The sequence below is a fragment of the Pseudomonas sp. 300 genome, from assembly GCF_055803035.1.
Window position 1 is genome coordinate 3,795,336 of sequence record NZ_JAVLRV010000002.1, and the last position, 12,546, is coordinate 3,807,881.

Genomic DNA, 12,546 nt, shown 5'->3' on the forward strand with positions numbered 1-12,546 from the left:
GCGATCAAGGCCGCATGAAGCCATAGTCCTGACTGTCATCGAGGTTCTCGGCGAGAAACTGCAACTCATCGGCCAGATCCTCGACACTGCGCACAGCCTTGCTCTGCTGCACCACCGCGCTGAGCAAGGCGCGCAGGCTCAACCCCGGATCAAACCCGACTTCCTGCGCTGCATCCAGACTGTGGCGCAACTCCTGCCTTGCCCATTCGTAGACACTCATTTCGATGCTCCTGAAGGTTTTGCGGAGCATGGATTCGTCGCCGTTTTTTGGATTTGATGTGGATCAAGATTTCGGATCGTCGTCCTTCCAGGGCGCCGAAAGGTAGCGTGTGCGGTTGAAGGTCTCCAGCCATTCCGGGCTGAACACCACCAGTGCGCTGACGACCATGCCGTTGATGAACGCTTCGGGAAAGATGATCAGCCACAGGTAACCGACAAAATCTTCCAGCCAATAGGGCATGACGAAAAGCTCGTTGAACCACAGCAACCACAGGGCCAGCAACAGGCACAGCAAGGCCGATAGCGCCGCGGCGAAGAAGCCGGAAACGAAGATGTAAACGAAGGGGTTTCGCGGTTGCGCGCGCTCCACGAGGATGGCGCAGCACTCGGTGACCAGCACGGGCAGCAGAATGAACAACGCACCGTTGACCCCGACGGCGGCGAGGTCCTGGCGTCCGAGCAGGACCAGGCCGGTTTGGGCGACCAGGCCGCCGACGATTGCCAACGGCCAGTCCAGGAGCAGGGTCACGGCGGTCATGCCAATGAAGTGATAGGACACGCCGGTGTCGAAATCCCTTCGCACCAGCCAGAGCATGAACAGCGCGAATACGGTGCCGAACAACAGGTGCTGGCGGCGGCTGTCGCTGAAGAGTTCGACCCACGGGGCGCGCGCGATGGCCCAGATCAGCGCTGGGACGTAGATCAGCCAACCGACGGTGAGGGTTTCGGGGGACAGCAGCTCGGCGCCGATCATGGCTGGGCTTGCTCCTTTTTCTTTGCCGGGAGAGGACAGGCTCTCAGTCTACACCGCCGTTTGTGCGCCCTACGATTGGGGTCATATCCGTTTCTGCGGTAATGGCGGCTGACGGTCTCACAGGAAAAGCGAAAGCCGTACCATGATCCTCTGTGGGAGCGAGCCTGCTCGCGAAAAAAAGTCCGGACACCGCGTTCATTCAGACAGCCCGCGTTATCGTTGACGTCCATCGCTAGCAGGCTAGCTCCCACAGGGGAATGCGTACGCTTGAAGTGACACGCCACCTCGCGGTGCTGTGGCGGTAGTCGCCCCCTCGAGCGGCTAAGTGGAGGTTCTGCGCAGTAGGCAACCCGGCATGGATGATTGTTACGTTTCCTGCAACGCTGAATCAGCCCTGGCCCCCTTTATCCATCACAGCCGAGGACTAAACTTCAAGCATCAAAACCAACACCGAGTCGACAAAAATGAAAACCCTGACCACCCTGTTTCTGACCCTGATCGCCACCTCAGCCATGGCCGCCAGCGAGCCCGCCGCCACCCCGTACGACCCCGCGCAACCGCTGGACATCGCCAAGGTGGTTTCCATCACCGACACCGCCACCTCGTGCGACGTCGTACCGGCAACCATGGTCTACATTGACCATCAGGGCCAGACCCATAGCGTGACCTACTCAGTCATGGGCAATTGCACGAGCAGCCTGTAACACCGGGCAACCCGCGACTCACACGATCAGCCGTTTCGCCTGCAACGCCAAATCATGCAGGCCGGCCAAACGCGCCATGATCCGTTCGACCACCTCGACCCTGGCCACCGCACCGCTTTGCAATTCACCCATCGAGTGCAAAGCCACTCCAGCCTTTTCCAGCCCCAGACGGGTTGAACCGGATAATTGCTGAAGACCCTGGCGCGCCTGCTCCGCCGACTGTTCCAGCCCCGTGGCGATTTGCCGGATCTGCGCACTGGAGTCCGCGGCCTGACGCGAGAGATTGCGCACCTCATCGGCGACCACCGCAAACCCTCGGCCATGGCTGCCCGCCCTCGCCGCCTCGATGGCCGCGTTGAGCGCCAGCAGATTGGTCTGACGGGCAATGTCCTGAATGCTGCCGACAATCGCGCCGATGCGCATCGACTGACTGCCGAGTTCATCGAACACCTGATCCAGACGCTGCATGTAGAGGTTCAGATCCTCCAGCACACTGGCCGACGACTGCATGCTTTGCGCACTCGCCTTGACCCGATCGCCGGCCGTGCGCGCCAGTTGATTGGCAAAGCGCATGTCTTCCTCGGTTTGCAGCACCGACTCGGTCAATTGCTCCAGTTTGACCTGCAGGCCGATGGTGTACGGCGGTTGTTCTTTTTCAAGGCTCATAGCAGCGTCCAGGTGTAACTGAGGATCAGGCGGTTTTCGTCGATATCACTGCGGTAGTTGGATCGCGCCATCACATTGCGCACCCGAATCCCGAGGCCTTTGAGGCTGCCACTTTGCAGCACGTAACCGAGGTCGAGATCCCGCTCGCGGTCCTTGCCCTCGAAGCCCTGCCCGGTGTCGACGTTATTACCGGAGATGTAACGCACGGTGCTGGTCAGCCCAGGCACACCGAGCGCGGCGAAGTCGTAGTCGTAACGCGCCTGCCACGAGCGTTCGTCGGTGTAGGCGAACTCGTAGGTCGGCACCTCGTTGCCCAGCGGCGAGACGTTGGCGAAGACGCGTGGGAATGCGCTGTCACCGAACATCCCTTGATACCCGACATAAAACGTATGGCCACCGCGCTTGGCCGACAGCAGCGAGAAGAACGCCTGGTTATCGATGTTGCCCAGCAGCTTCTTGCCGTCTTCGCGCGAATCGTAGTAGCCGAGGTTGGCGCCCAGGGTCCAGTCACCGAGCGGTTCGCTGTGCTTGATGCCCAGGAAGCGCTGGTTGTAGATATCTTCCAGTTGCCCGAACCAGGCGCTGACCGAGCTGCGTTTATCGTTGAAGGCGTAATCGGCGCCGGCAAAGTTGAAGCCATCACTGCTGACCTGGCGCTGCGGCACGTGGCCGAGCATGGCCTGCATTTTTTCGTCGCCGGCCTCGTTGCGCAGGCTGGTGGTATTCAAATGGCCACCCTGCAAGGTCAGGCCATTGATCTCATTGGAACTGATGCTTGCACCTTGATAGCTGGGCGGCAGCAGGCGGATATCACTGAACGCCAGCACCGGCAGATTGGGTTGCAGCTCCCCGACCTTCAGCTCGGTTTTTGAAAAACGCACCTTCAGCGCCGCTTCGAGACGGCTGTAATCATTCGCCGCGCGCCCGTCATCTTTAACCGGCAGCAAACCGGTGTTCACCCGATCCGGGCTGCTGTCGAGCTTGAGGCCGAGCAGGCCGATCACATCCACACCGAATCCGACCGGCCCTTGGGTGTAACCGGATTTGACGTTGAGGATGAAGCCCTGTGCCCACTCTTCGGCCTTCGACTGTTTGTTGGCCCCGACGATGTCGGAGAAGTCCCGACTGAAGTAGTAATTGCGTGCTTGCAAGGTGGCCGTGGTGTCTTCGATAAAGCCACTCTCGGCCGCCATCGCGCTGGCGGAGAAACCCGAGACGACCGCCATGGACAACACTGACCCGGTTGTTGGAAAAATCTGTTTCATCGTTTGTTCTCTTATTTTTATTGATCGACAGTTGGAAGAGCTTCAGCCGCCGCGCTTTCGCGACGGGCGTTTAACAACACATGGGTGACCATGCCGAAAATCAGTCCCCAAAAAGCCGCGGACAACCCCAACAACGACATGCCCGAGGCGGTGGTGAGAAAGGTCACCAGCGCGGCTTCCCGATCACTCGGCATCGCCATGGCGCCGGCCAACGCCCCGGCAATCGCGGCGAACAGCGCCAGCCCGGCCAGCGCCGCGATCAGCTCTTTGGGGAACGCCGAAAACAGCGACACCAGGGTGGCGCCGAAGATGCCCAGCACCAGGTAACACAGCCCACCGACCACCCCGGCCACGTAGCGCTTGCCGGGATTTTCATGGGCCTCGCGACCGGTACAAATGGCCGCGGTAATCGCCGCCAGATTCAGCCCGTGGCAACCGAACGGCGCCAACAACGCCGTGCCCAGCGCGCTGCTGGCGATGATCGGGCCGGATGGCGTCGCGTAACCGCTGGCCCGAAGCACCGCGATGCCGGGCACGAACTGACCGGTCAGCGCCACCATCACCAACGGCAAGGCGATGTTCAGCGTTGCACTCAGGCTGAACTCCGGCGTGATCCACACCGGCGTGGCCAACCCGATCACCAGGGCTTCGCTGTGCAAGTCACCGGCGAGAAACGCCATCGAGCAGCCCACCAGCAGCACCATCAACACCGCATAACGCGGCATCAGCCGTTTGCAGATCAGGTACGTGGCAAACATCGCCAGCACCAGCCACGGTTTGCCCTGCAACGAGACAAACAACCCGGTACCGAAACTGAACAGAATCCCCGCCAGCATCGCCGCCGCAATCGCCGCCGGCAGTTTGCCGATGATCCGGTCAAACGCCCCCGACACCCCGACCAGGAAAATGATCAGGCTGCTGACCAGGTACGCGCCCACCGCCTCCGGCATCGAGATCCCCGGTAACAACGCCACCAGCAGCGCCGAGCCCGGCGCCGACCACGCGATGATCACCGGCACGCGGTAACGCAGGCTCAAACCGATGCCGAGCACCGCGCTGCCGATGGAAATCGCCCAGACCCACGACGACAGCACTTCCCGCGACAGGTGCGCGGTCTCGGCCGCCTGGAAAATAATCACCAACGGGCCGGCGTAGGAAATCACCGTGGCGATAAATCCGGCGACGGCCGCCGACAGGGAAAAATCCCGGACAAACGCTTTCACGAAGCTTCGCCGACAGACCCGGCTGGCGAACCGTGGCGCAGGCCCGACAGCGCTTGCCTGTGACTGCGCTGACTGCTGATGGCGAACACGGTCATGGCAATCGCGGCCACTGCGCCGGGCAAGGCAAACGCCATGAAATTCAGTTGCAGCGGCAGGCTGATCCCGAGCAAGGCACCGCCCAGCAGAGGCCCGACAATCGCGCCGTTACGTCCGATGCCCGAGGCCCAACCCAGACCGGTGGAGCGAATGGTCATGGAGTAGAACTGCGCAGCGCAGGCGTACAGCAGAATCTGCGATCCGATGGTGGTGGCGCCCGCGATGGCGATCAGCAGGTACAGCAGCGGCATCGGGCTGTTGAAACCGAGCAAGGTGATCGACACGGCGGCGACGGCGAAGAACACCGCCAACACCCGCGGCAGGTTCAGTTTGTCACCCAGCACGCCACCACCGACCGCGCCAAAAATAGCGCCGAAGTTGAGCACCAGCAGGAACGACAGGCTCGAACCCAGGCTGTAACCGGCGTTGGCCATCAGTTTCGGCAGCCACGAACTCAAGGCGTAAACCATCAGCAAGCAGCAGAAAAACGCCAGCCACAGCATCAGTGTGCGCAGCGCGCGCCCCTCGCGAAACAGTTGCAGCACGGGGGTCCCGGTGCCCTTCACTTCGCTCATGTGCAGTTGATCGCTGGTCTGCGCGACGTACGCCGGATCCACCCGTTGAAGAATGGCGCGCGCCTCTTCATTACGCCCCTGACGCAGCATGAAACCCACCGACTCGGGCAGGAAATACATGATCAGCGGCAACAACACCAACGGCAGCACCGCGACATAAAACACCGATTGCCAGCCGAAGCTCGGAATCAGCACGATGCCCAGCCCCGCCGAGAGCATGCCGCCTACGGAGTAGCCGCTGAACATGATCGCCACCAGCGTGCTGCGGATTTTCTTCGGCGCGTACTCGTTCATCAGCGCCACGACGTTGGGCATGACCCCGCCGATGCCCAGGCCGGCGATGAACCGGCACAGGCCGAACTCGGTGGGGTTGCGGGCAAAACCATTGAGCACGGTAAAACCGCTGAAGAGCATCACGCAGATCGTGATGGCTTTCTTGCGGCCGATCCTGTCCGAGAGCGGGCCGAAAAACAGCGCGCCGAACATCATTCCAAACAATGCGTAACTTCCCAGCGCGCCGGCCTGCAAGGGACTGAGTCCCCACTCTTTCATCAGCATCGGCAACACCACGCCGTAGATCACCAAATCGTAACCGTCGAAAATGATGATCAGGGCACACCAGAACAGCACCATCCAGTGGAAGCGGTTGAATCGAGCGTTGTCGATAACCTCATGTACGTCGATCTTGCGCATGGCATTCATCTCTTGTTGTTGTTTTATTCAGAGCGTCGGTAAAGCGGCTAACGTCCCGTAAAGCCGAGGGTAAAGTTGCCAGGCGCGGGGCAATATCCGCTTTGCGCAGATCGCTATCCGTTTTGTGCAGGGCCCTGAATCGGGCGCGGGAGGGAGGAATGTCGCGGCAGGCTTTTGCTCCTGCGCGACAAACAGTCTTTCTGGCGATCACCTTTGGACGCCAAGCCGGGGTCTATGGATGACCCCGACTACTTTCACCTGCCGGCCGTTGCGGCCGAACAAGTCAACGCATACGTCACTGAAGCCCGATCACGGCCGGGCCTTCTCCAGTGCCTCACGCAGTTGCGCCGCCGTGGCGTATTCGTGCTCACCGACCACTTGACCGTCCTTGAGCGCCAGCCACAACACTTTATCCACGGCCCCGGGGTAACGCGGCGCCACGCGCCCGTCACGGTCGAGCATCACGCGATAGGAATAATCGCGCATGGCCGGCACGGCGAACATCTTCGCGATCAGCCGAGGCATGCGCTGGATATCCGCGACAAATACCGCGTGCCGGGCTTCCAGATAGCCCTTGGGCTGGCCCTGCAGTGCGGCGTCGACCAGTTTCGCGGCGTCCATGCTGCGCGCCACCAGCAGCGTCTGCGTCTGGTTATCGAGCGTGAAGGCCTGATCGAACTGATCAAGCAAGGTCCACGGCGCCAGCCGCTCACCCACCTCCAGCGCCTGAGCCCAGAGAGGCACAAGACTGAGCAATAACACGGGCCATAATTTCACGACATTCCCCTTCGTTGAGGCGCTTGAGCGCAATGAATCCAGTCTACACCGCCTTTATTGCACACCCAGTTGCCGCAACACCGATCACAGAAACATCGTGGGAACCCGACCACCGCTGACGCCGGCGGGGCCATTACGACCTTGTTTCAACGCAAAGCTTTCAGCTTGTCGCATTTGAACGCTAAGCTTGGGCCTATGGATGACTCAGATTATCTACGCCTGCTGACCATTGCGGCCGAGCAAGCCAACGCGTTCCTTTCCAATGCCCGCAAATGGGAGCGTGAGCGTTGGGTGTGCCAGCGCCTGCTGCAAGGCCTGAACATTCCTTACCGCGTCGACGAATTTGCCCCTGCCGGGGAGCCGCCGGACGTGTTGTTTCGCGATGCGAATTTCGAAGTGTTTTTCGTGCTCGACGAGGGCCGGCGCCTCAATGATGAGTGGCGCGATGAACTGCAGCGGCGACGCAGTGCGTTTTCCTTGAGTTCGCTGGTGCGCCGTGAGGCCAAGCCCAGACGCATTCCGGCCAATGAGTTCCTGCTGAGACTGGCGCCGACCTTGCGCAAAAAAGCGCACAACTACAAAGAGCGCGGCATGGACCTGGGCGAACTGGACATCATCGCCTTCGCCAGCCTCAAGCGCGAAGTGCTCGACCTCAACAGCCATTTCCCACCGCCCACCGAATACTTGCGTCAGGGCTGGCGCTCGTTGTCGCTGGTCGGGCCGACCTTCGCTCGCGTGCTGTTCGCCCATCCGGATGCACCGGATTTCCTGCGCAGCAACCTCGGTCGCAGCATCGTCTTCGATGTCGGGATCAGCCTGTGAGTCCGCTGCAGGAACTGATCGCTGAAGTCCCGCAAACCGGCCGCGTCCGCTGGATCGGCGTGCGCCCGCAGCCCCATGTGCCGATGATCGAACTGGAGGCCGTGGAGGCGCGGCTGGAGGCCGGCCTGACCGGCGATCGCGCCCGCCCCGGCGTGCGCAATGCGCGACAAGTGACGTTGATTCAATGGGAGCATCTGGCAGTGATCAGCTCGCTGATGGGCCGGCCGGAAGATAATCCGGTGTCACCTAATGATTTGCGGCGCAACCTCGTGATCAGTGGGATCAACCTGTTCAGCCTCAAGGGCCGCCGCTTCAAAATCGGCCAGGCGATTTTCGAAACCACCGGTTGGTGCCAGCCTTGCGCACGCCTGCAAAACAACCTCGGCCCCGGCACTTTCCAGGCCGTTCGCGGACATGGCGGAATCACCGCCCGAGTGTTACAAAGTGGAATCATTCGCCTGGACGATACAGTCAGCGTCGAGCCGATTCCGGCCAGCGGCTATGCTCCGTTCAATGTGGGGTAAAACCCCCTGTAGCTTCTAGACATTCAGCAACGTCTACCCCCTGACGAGGCCCGATATGACCAGCCGCCTGAACCCCGACGACCAGAAGCATGTCGAAGAGTACCTGCACCTGTCCCAGCACCGAGTCGAGCGCCGGCCTTTCCGGCCGTGGATGCTCCTGGTGGTGGTACTGGCAGTGACCATTGGCCTGGGCCTGTTGAGCCGATTTATCAGTTACCTGACGCTATGAGCTGCATCGCGCTCGCTCGGGTAATTGCACCGATTTCTTTTAGCCTTGCGAGATATCCCCATGACTCATCGTATTGTCATCGTTGGCGGCGGCGCCGGCGGTCTGGAGTTGGCTACCCGTCTGGGTAAGACTCTGGGCAAGCGCGGCACGGCCAGTGTGATGCTGGTCGACGCGAACCTGACCCACATCTGGAAACCGCTGTTGCACGAAGTCGCGGCCGGGTCCTTGAACTCTTCCGAAGACGAACTCAATTATGTTGCCCAGGCAAAATGGAACCACTTCGAGTTCCAGCTGGGGCGCATGAGCGGGCTCGATCGCGAACAGAAGAAAATCCAGCTGGCCGCCACGTATGACGAAGCCGGCCTGGAACTGGTGCCAGCACGTGAAGTGCCATACGACTCGCTGGTGATCGCAGTCGGCAGCACCACCAACGATTTCGGTACCCAGGGAGCAGCGCAACATTGCCTGTTCCTCGACACCCGCAAACAGGCCGAGCGCTTCCATCAGCAACTGCTCAACCATTATTTACGCGCGCACGCCGGGCAAACGGATGTGGTGCAGCAGATCAGCGTAGCGATCGTCGGCGCTGGCGCCACGGGCGTCGAGCTGGCCGCCGAACTGCACAATGCCGCGCATGAGCTGGCAGCTTACGGTCTGGACCGGATCAAACCGGAGAACATGCACATCACCCTGATCGAGGCCGGTCCACGGGTACTGCCAGCGCTGCCGGAACGGATTGGCGGCCCTGTGCATAAAACCCTGGAGAAACTCGGGGTCAATGTCATGACCAATGCGGCCGTCAGTGAAGTGACCGCCGACAGCCTGATCACCGCCGACGGCAATGTGATCAACGCCAGCCTCAAGGTCTGGGCCGCCGGCATCCGTGCGCCGGGTTTCCTCAAGGACATCGACGGTCTGGAAACCAATCGCATCAACCAGCTGCAAGTGCTGCCGACCCTGCAAACCACCCGTGACGAGAACATCTTCGCCTTCGGTGACTGCGCGGCCTGCCCGCAACCAGGCACCGATCGAAATGTACCGCCGCGTGCCCAGGCTGCGCATCAACAGGCGTCGTTGCTGGCCAAATCGCTGAAGCTGCGGATCGAAGGCAAGCCGTTGCCTGTGTACAAGTACACCGATTACGGTTCGTTGATTTCGCTGTCGCGTTTTTCGGCTGTGGGTAACTTGATGGGCAACCTGACCGGCAGCGTGATGCTTGAGGGGTGGTTGGCGCGGATGTTTTATGTGTCGCTGTACCGCATGCACCAGATGGCGCTGTATGGCGCGTTTCGTACGGCGATGTTGATGTTGGGGAGCAAGATTGGGCGCGGAACCGAGCCGCGCCTGAAGCTGCATTAAATATTCGGCGCTCGTCAGGACCCCATCGCGGGCAAGCCCGCTCCCACAGGTGATGTGTCGGACCCAGGCTCCATGGTCAGCATCTAACCCTGTGGGAGCGTGGCTTGCCCGCGATACAGGCGCCTCGGTCTATCCTGCAAACACATGTGTGTCTCACTGTATCTCCCCCGCGGTTTCGCCCCTTCGCTTACAAATCCCCCCCTGCGCGACACAGTAGCGGTACACCCCGCCCGTTAAATGGCCACATCCGAGCAAGGCACCCCGCCAACTACGGTTATCGCCGCACTTACGTGGCAACCTTTATCGAGTGGTTGCGTCGTGCAACCCAGGAGATTTGAAATGTCCCGTACCACCAAGAACACTATCGGTTTGCTCGGCGCTGTCCTCGCTGGCGGCATGATGTTGACCGGCTCCGTTTTCGCCTCGCAGCCACTGACCCAGGGCTACCTGCTGGCCTCGGCCGAACAGGTGGTGAAAACCCCTGAAGGCAAGTGTGGCGAAGGCAAGTGTGGTGATGCATCGATGGCAAAAACCGACACCGACGGCGACGGAAAAGTGTCCCGCGCCGAATTCCTGAAAGTCGCGCCCAAGTCCAATTTCGACAAGATCGACACCAACCATGACGGCTTCATCGACGAACAAGAAGCGTTCGACAACGTGAAAGCCAACTACGAAGCCAATGGCAAGAAAATGCCAAAAGGCCTGTTCGAGCACCTGAAAGACCAGGACGGCGCCTAAGTATCCGGGCATCAGACCGCGCTTCTCCATCGAGAGGCGCGGTATTTTTTCGTCTGGCGGTCTTACACGCGAAAGCGCTGCACCAGGCCTTGCAAGGCATTGGCCAGTTTTGACAGCTCATGACTGGAAGCACTGGTCTGGTCGGCGCCGGCAGCGGAGCGAACCGACAAGTCGCGGATATTCACCAGATTGCGATCCACTTCCCGAGCCACTTGGGCCTGCTCTTCGGCTGCACTGGCAATCACCAGATTGCGCTCATGAATCTCATGGACCGAAGCCGTGATGGTCTGCAATGCATCGCCAGCCCGTTCGGCCAACACCAGCGTGCTGGCGGCACGGGAAGCGCTGGCGTTCATCGAGTCCAGCGCCAGGCTCGAACCGTTGCGCATACCCTGAACCATTTGTTCGATTTCCTGGGTCGATTGCTGCGTGCGATGCGCCAGCGCACGCACTTCATCGGCCACCACCGCAAAACCACGCCCGCTTTCACCCGCGCGCGCCGCTTCAATCGCAGCGTTGAGCGCCAACAGATTGGTTTGCTCGGCGATGGCTCGAATCACATCCAGCACCTTGCCGATGTCCTGGGATTGATTAGCCAGCGACTGCACCAACTCACCGGTGTGCTGCACATCACTGGCCAGGGCGCTGATGGCGCTCGCAGTCTCGCTGACCCGCTCCTGCCCCAGGTGCGCCGACTCGCTCGACTGACGAGTGGCATCGGAGGTCGACACTGCGTTGCGTGCAACTTCTTCGACGGCAGAGGTCATTTCGTTGACGGCCGTGGCGGCCTGCTCAATTTCGTTGTTCTGTTGTTGCAGCCCTTGGGTGCTGTCGAGCGTGACAGCATTCAACTCGTCAGCCGCCGTGGCCAACTGAGTGGCTGAACCGCTGATGGCTTGCAAGGTTTCACGCAGGTTCTGCTGCATGGTCGCCAGCGCCCTGAGCAAGCGACTCACTTCGTCATTGCCATGGGTCGCAATAGGTCGGGTCAAATCGCCCTGCGCCACGCTTTCCGCTGCCGACAGGGCCTCGTTCAGCGGACGGACGATACTGCGAGTCAGCAACATCGCCAGGCCGACAGTCGCCAACGCCGCGAGCGCGATGAACAGACTGACGATGGACCGGGAGGTTTCGTAATGCGCTGCGGACTTCTGGCTTTCAATGGCGACCTGTTTAGCGAACAGGTCCGCCAGGTCATTGAGCTGTTTACCGGAACCATCGACCACGGTTTTCATATCGACCAGCAGAAGTTTGGTCAGCTCCTCACGGCGACCTTGCTCGGCCAGGGTGAAAGACTGGGCAATGCCGGTGCGATAGGCGGCAAAGGTGGTTTTGAACTGATCATACAAGGCCTGACCTTCAGCGGTATCGACCAGTTTGTCGTAAGCCGCAATTTTCTCGCTCAATTCCTTGTCACGAGTGTCCATCTGACTGCGGTAGGTCGGAATGTTCTTCGCGTCTTGATCCAGTGCCATGCGCAAGGAAATGGTGCGGATGCGCAACATCAGCTCGCGGATCTCGTCACCTCCGCGAATGCTCGGCAGCCATTGCTTCTCCACCGCCACCTCGCTCTCGCGAATGCTCGACATTTGCCCCAGGGCAAAGATTCCGAGCAACGCCACCAGCACGGCGATCAAGGCAAAACCCAGCGCAGCACGAGGGGCAATATTCAGCTGACGAAGAAACATAACGAGCGCCTTTATTGTTGTTGGCTTGAATGGGAGCTCGCGAGAGCGCCCGACAGCTCGTTATCGGCTAGTTGTATGATGACTTGAAAGGATTCGGTTTTTTCGAAGGCAAAAAAAATCCCCGTATCTTTCGATACGAGGATTTTTAATATGGTCGGGGTAAGGGGATTCGAACTCCTGACATCCTGCTCCCAAAGCAGGCGCGCTACCGGAC

At 60.4% G+C, this 12,546-nt stretch carries 15 protein-coding genes; 6 read left to right on the forward strand and 9 right to left on the reverse strand.

Annotated features, from left to right (window positions below; translation table 11 throughout):
• Window positions 1-4 precede the first annotated feature (4 nt).
• Both Q7W83_RS23935 and Q7W83_RS23940 read right to left on the reverse strand, forming a co-directional pair.
• Window positions 5-220, reverse strand: a complete 216-nt coding sequence (locus tag Q7W83_RS23935) for a hypothetical protein (protein ID WP_054051316.1) — start codon at window positions 218-220, stop codon at window positions 5-7.
• Window positions 221-283: 63 nt separating this feature from the next.
• Window positions 284-973: an energy-coupling factor ABC transporter permease gene (locus Q7W83_RS23940; RefSeq protein WP_150633598.1), complete on the reverse strand. Its 690-nt coding sequence runs from the start codon at window positions 971-973 to the stop codon at window positions 284-286.
• A gap of 464 nt (window positions 974-1,437) precedes the next feature.
• Here Q7W83_RS23940 and Q7W83_RS23945 point away from each other — a divergent pair, with 464 nt between their 5' ends.
• The gene (locus Q7W83_RS23945; protein WP_150633599.1) at window positions 1,438-1,677 is read left to right on the forward strand and encodes a DUF2790 domain-containing protein; all 240 of its coding nucleotides are present in this window, start codon (window positions 1,438-1,440) and stop codon (window positions 1,675-1,677) included.
• Between the two features lie 18 nt (window positions 1,678-1,695).
• On the opposite strand, the gene Q7W83_RS23950 is transcribed toward Q7W83_RS23945, so the two are convergent.
• From Q7W83_RS23950 to Q7W83_RS23970, 5 genes are all read right to left on the reverse strand, one after another.
• Entirely contained in the window at window positions 1,696-2,343 is a 648-nt protein-coding gene (locus tag Q7W83_RS23950; RefSeq protein WP_150638280.1) for a methyl-accepting chemotaxis protein, read from the reverse strand.
• Window positions 2,340-3,608 carry an OprD family porin gene (locus tag Q7W83_RS23955; protein WP_150633601.1) on the reverse strand — a complete coding sequence of 423 codons (1,269 nt, stop codon included), beginning with the start codon at window positions 3,606-3,608 and terminating at the stop codon, window positions 2,340-2,342. Before Q7W83_RS23955 ends, Q7W83_RS23950 begins: the two co-directional genes overlap by 4 nt.
• A 17-nt stretch (window positions 3,609-3,625) precedes the next feature.
• Entirely contained in the window at window positions 3,626-4,831 is a 1,206-nt protein-coding gene (locus Q7W83_RS23960; protein ID WP_473657331.1) for a benzoate/H(+) symporter BenE family transporter, read from the reverse strand.
• Complete coding sequence (locus tag Q7W83_RS23965) at window positions 4,828-6,195, reverse strand: aromatic acid/H+ symport family MFS transporter (protein ID WP_473657333.1); 1,368 nt, start codon at window positions 6,193-6,195, stop codon at window positions 4,828-4,830. Before Q7W83_RS23965 ends, Q7W83_RS23960 begins: the two co-directional genes overlap by 4 nt.
• A 309-nt stretch (window positions 6,196-6,504) precedes the next feature.
• The gene (locus tag Q7W83_RS23970; protein ID WP_150633604.1) at window positions 6,505-6,972 is read right to left on the reverse strand and encodes an FAD/FMN-containing dehydrogenase; all 468 of its coding nucleotides are present in this window, start codon (window positions 6,970-6,972) and stop codon (window positions 6,505-6,507) included.
• Window positions 6,973-7,167: 195 nt separating this feature from the next.
• Between Q7W83_RS23970 and Q7W83_RS23975 the strand changes: the two genes are divergently transcribed.
• From Q7W83_RS23975 to Q7W83_RS23995, 5 genes are all read left to right on the forward strand, one after another.
• Window positions 7,168-7,794, forward strand: coding sequence for a DUF1780 domain-containing protein (locus Q7W83_RS23975; protein WP_017340830.1), 627 nt, complete (start codon window positions 7,168-7,170; stop codon window positions 7,792-7,794).
• Entirely contained in the window at window positions 7,791-8,318 is a 528-nt protein-coding gene (locus tag Q7W83_RS23980; protein WP_473657336.1) for an MOSC domain-containing protein, read from the forward strand. Before Q7W83_RS23975 ends, Q7W83_RS23980 begins: the two co-directional genes overlap by 4 nt.
• A gap of 55 nt (window positions 8,319-8,373) precedes the next feature.
• Entirely contained in the window at window positions 8,374-8,547 is a 174-nt protein-coding gene (locus tag Q7W83_RS23985) for a DUF3094 domain-containing protein (RefSeq protein ID WP_008028730.1), read from the forward strand.
• A gap of 60 nt (window positions 8,548-8,607) precedes the next feature.
• Window positions 8,608-9,906: an NAD(P)/FAD-dependent oxidoreductase gene (locus Q7W83_RS23990; RefSeq protein ID WP_150633606.1), complete on the forward strand. Its 1,299-nt coding sequence runs from the start codon at window positions 8,608-8,610 to the stop codon at window positions 9,904-9,906.
• A gap of 339 nt (window positions 9,907-10,245) precedes the next feature.
• A complete protein-coding gene (locus tag Q7W83_RS23995) occupies window positions 10,246-10,644 on the forward strand; it encodes an HvfA family oxazolone/thioamide-modified RiPP metallophore (RefSeq protein WP_150654468.1) in 399 nt (132 codons plus the stop codon).
• A 62-nt stretch (window positions 10,645-10,706) separates the two neighbouring features.
• Here Q7W83_RS23995 and Q7W83_RS24000 read toward each other — a convergent pair whose 3' ends face one another.
• Window positions 10,707-12,332, reverse strand: coding sequence for a methyl-accepting chemotaxis protein (locus Q7W83_RS24000; RefSeq protein WP_473657339.1), 1,626 nt, complete (start codon window positions 12,330-12,332; stop codon window positions 10,707-10,709).
• An 11-nt stretch (window positions 12,333-12,343) separates the two neighbouring features.
• A partial coding sequence (locus Q7W83_RS24005; protein WP_473657342.1) for a hypothetical protein occupies window positions 12,344-12,546 on the reverse strand: 203 nt, incomplete at its 5' end.

Coding starts and splice junctions, on each gene's coding strand:
- Q7W83_RS23990 (WP_150633606.1), top strand. CDS start 8,608: ATGACTCATCGTATTGTCATCGTTGGCGGCGGCGCCGGCGGTCTGGAG.
- Q7W83_RS23975 (WP_017340830.1), top strand. CDS start 7,168: ATGGATGACTCAGATTATCTACGCCTGCTGACCATTGCGGCCGAGCAA.
- Q7W83_RS23935 (WP_054051316.1), bottom strand. CDS start 220: ATGAGTGTCTACGAATGGGCAAGGCAGGAGTTGCGCCACAGTCTGGAT.
- Q7W83_RS23950 (WP_150638280.1), bottom strand. CDS start 2,343: ATGAGCCTTGAAAAAGAACAACCGCCGTACACCATCGGCCTGCAGGTC.
- Q7W83_RS23940 (WP_150633598.1), bottom strand. CDS start 973: ATGATCGGCGCCGAGCTGCTGTCCCCCGAAACCCTCACCGTCGGTTGG.
- Q7W83_RS23985 (WP_008028730.1), top strand. CDS start 8,374: ATGACCAGCCGCCTGAACCCCGACGACCAGAAGCATGTCGAAGAGTAC.
- Q7W83_RS23965 (WP_473657333.1), bottom strand. CDS start 6,195: ATGCGCAAGATCGACGTACATGAGGTTATCGACAACGCTCGATTCAAC.
- Q7W83_RS23955 (WP_150633601.1), bottom strand. CDS start 3,608: ATGAAACAGATTTTTCCAACAACCGGGTCAGTGTTGTCCATGGCGGTC.
- Q7W83_RS23945 (WP_150633599.1), top strand. CDS start 1,438: ATGAAAACCCTGACCACCCTGTTTCTGACCCTGATCGCCACCTCAGCC.
- Q7W83_RS24000 (WP_473657339.1), bottom strand. CDS start 12,332: ATGTTTCTTCGTCAGCTGAATATTGCCCCTCGTGCTGCGCTGGGTTTT.
- Q7W83_RS23995 (WP_150654468.1), top strand. CDS start 10,246: ATGTCCCGTACCACCAAGAACACTATCGGTTTGCTCGGCGCTGTCCTC.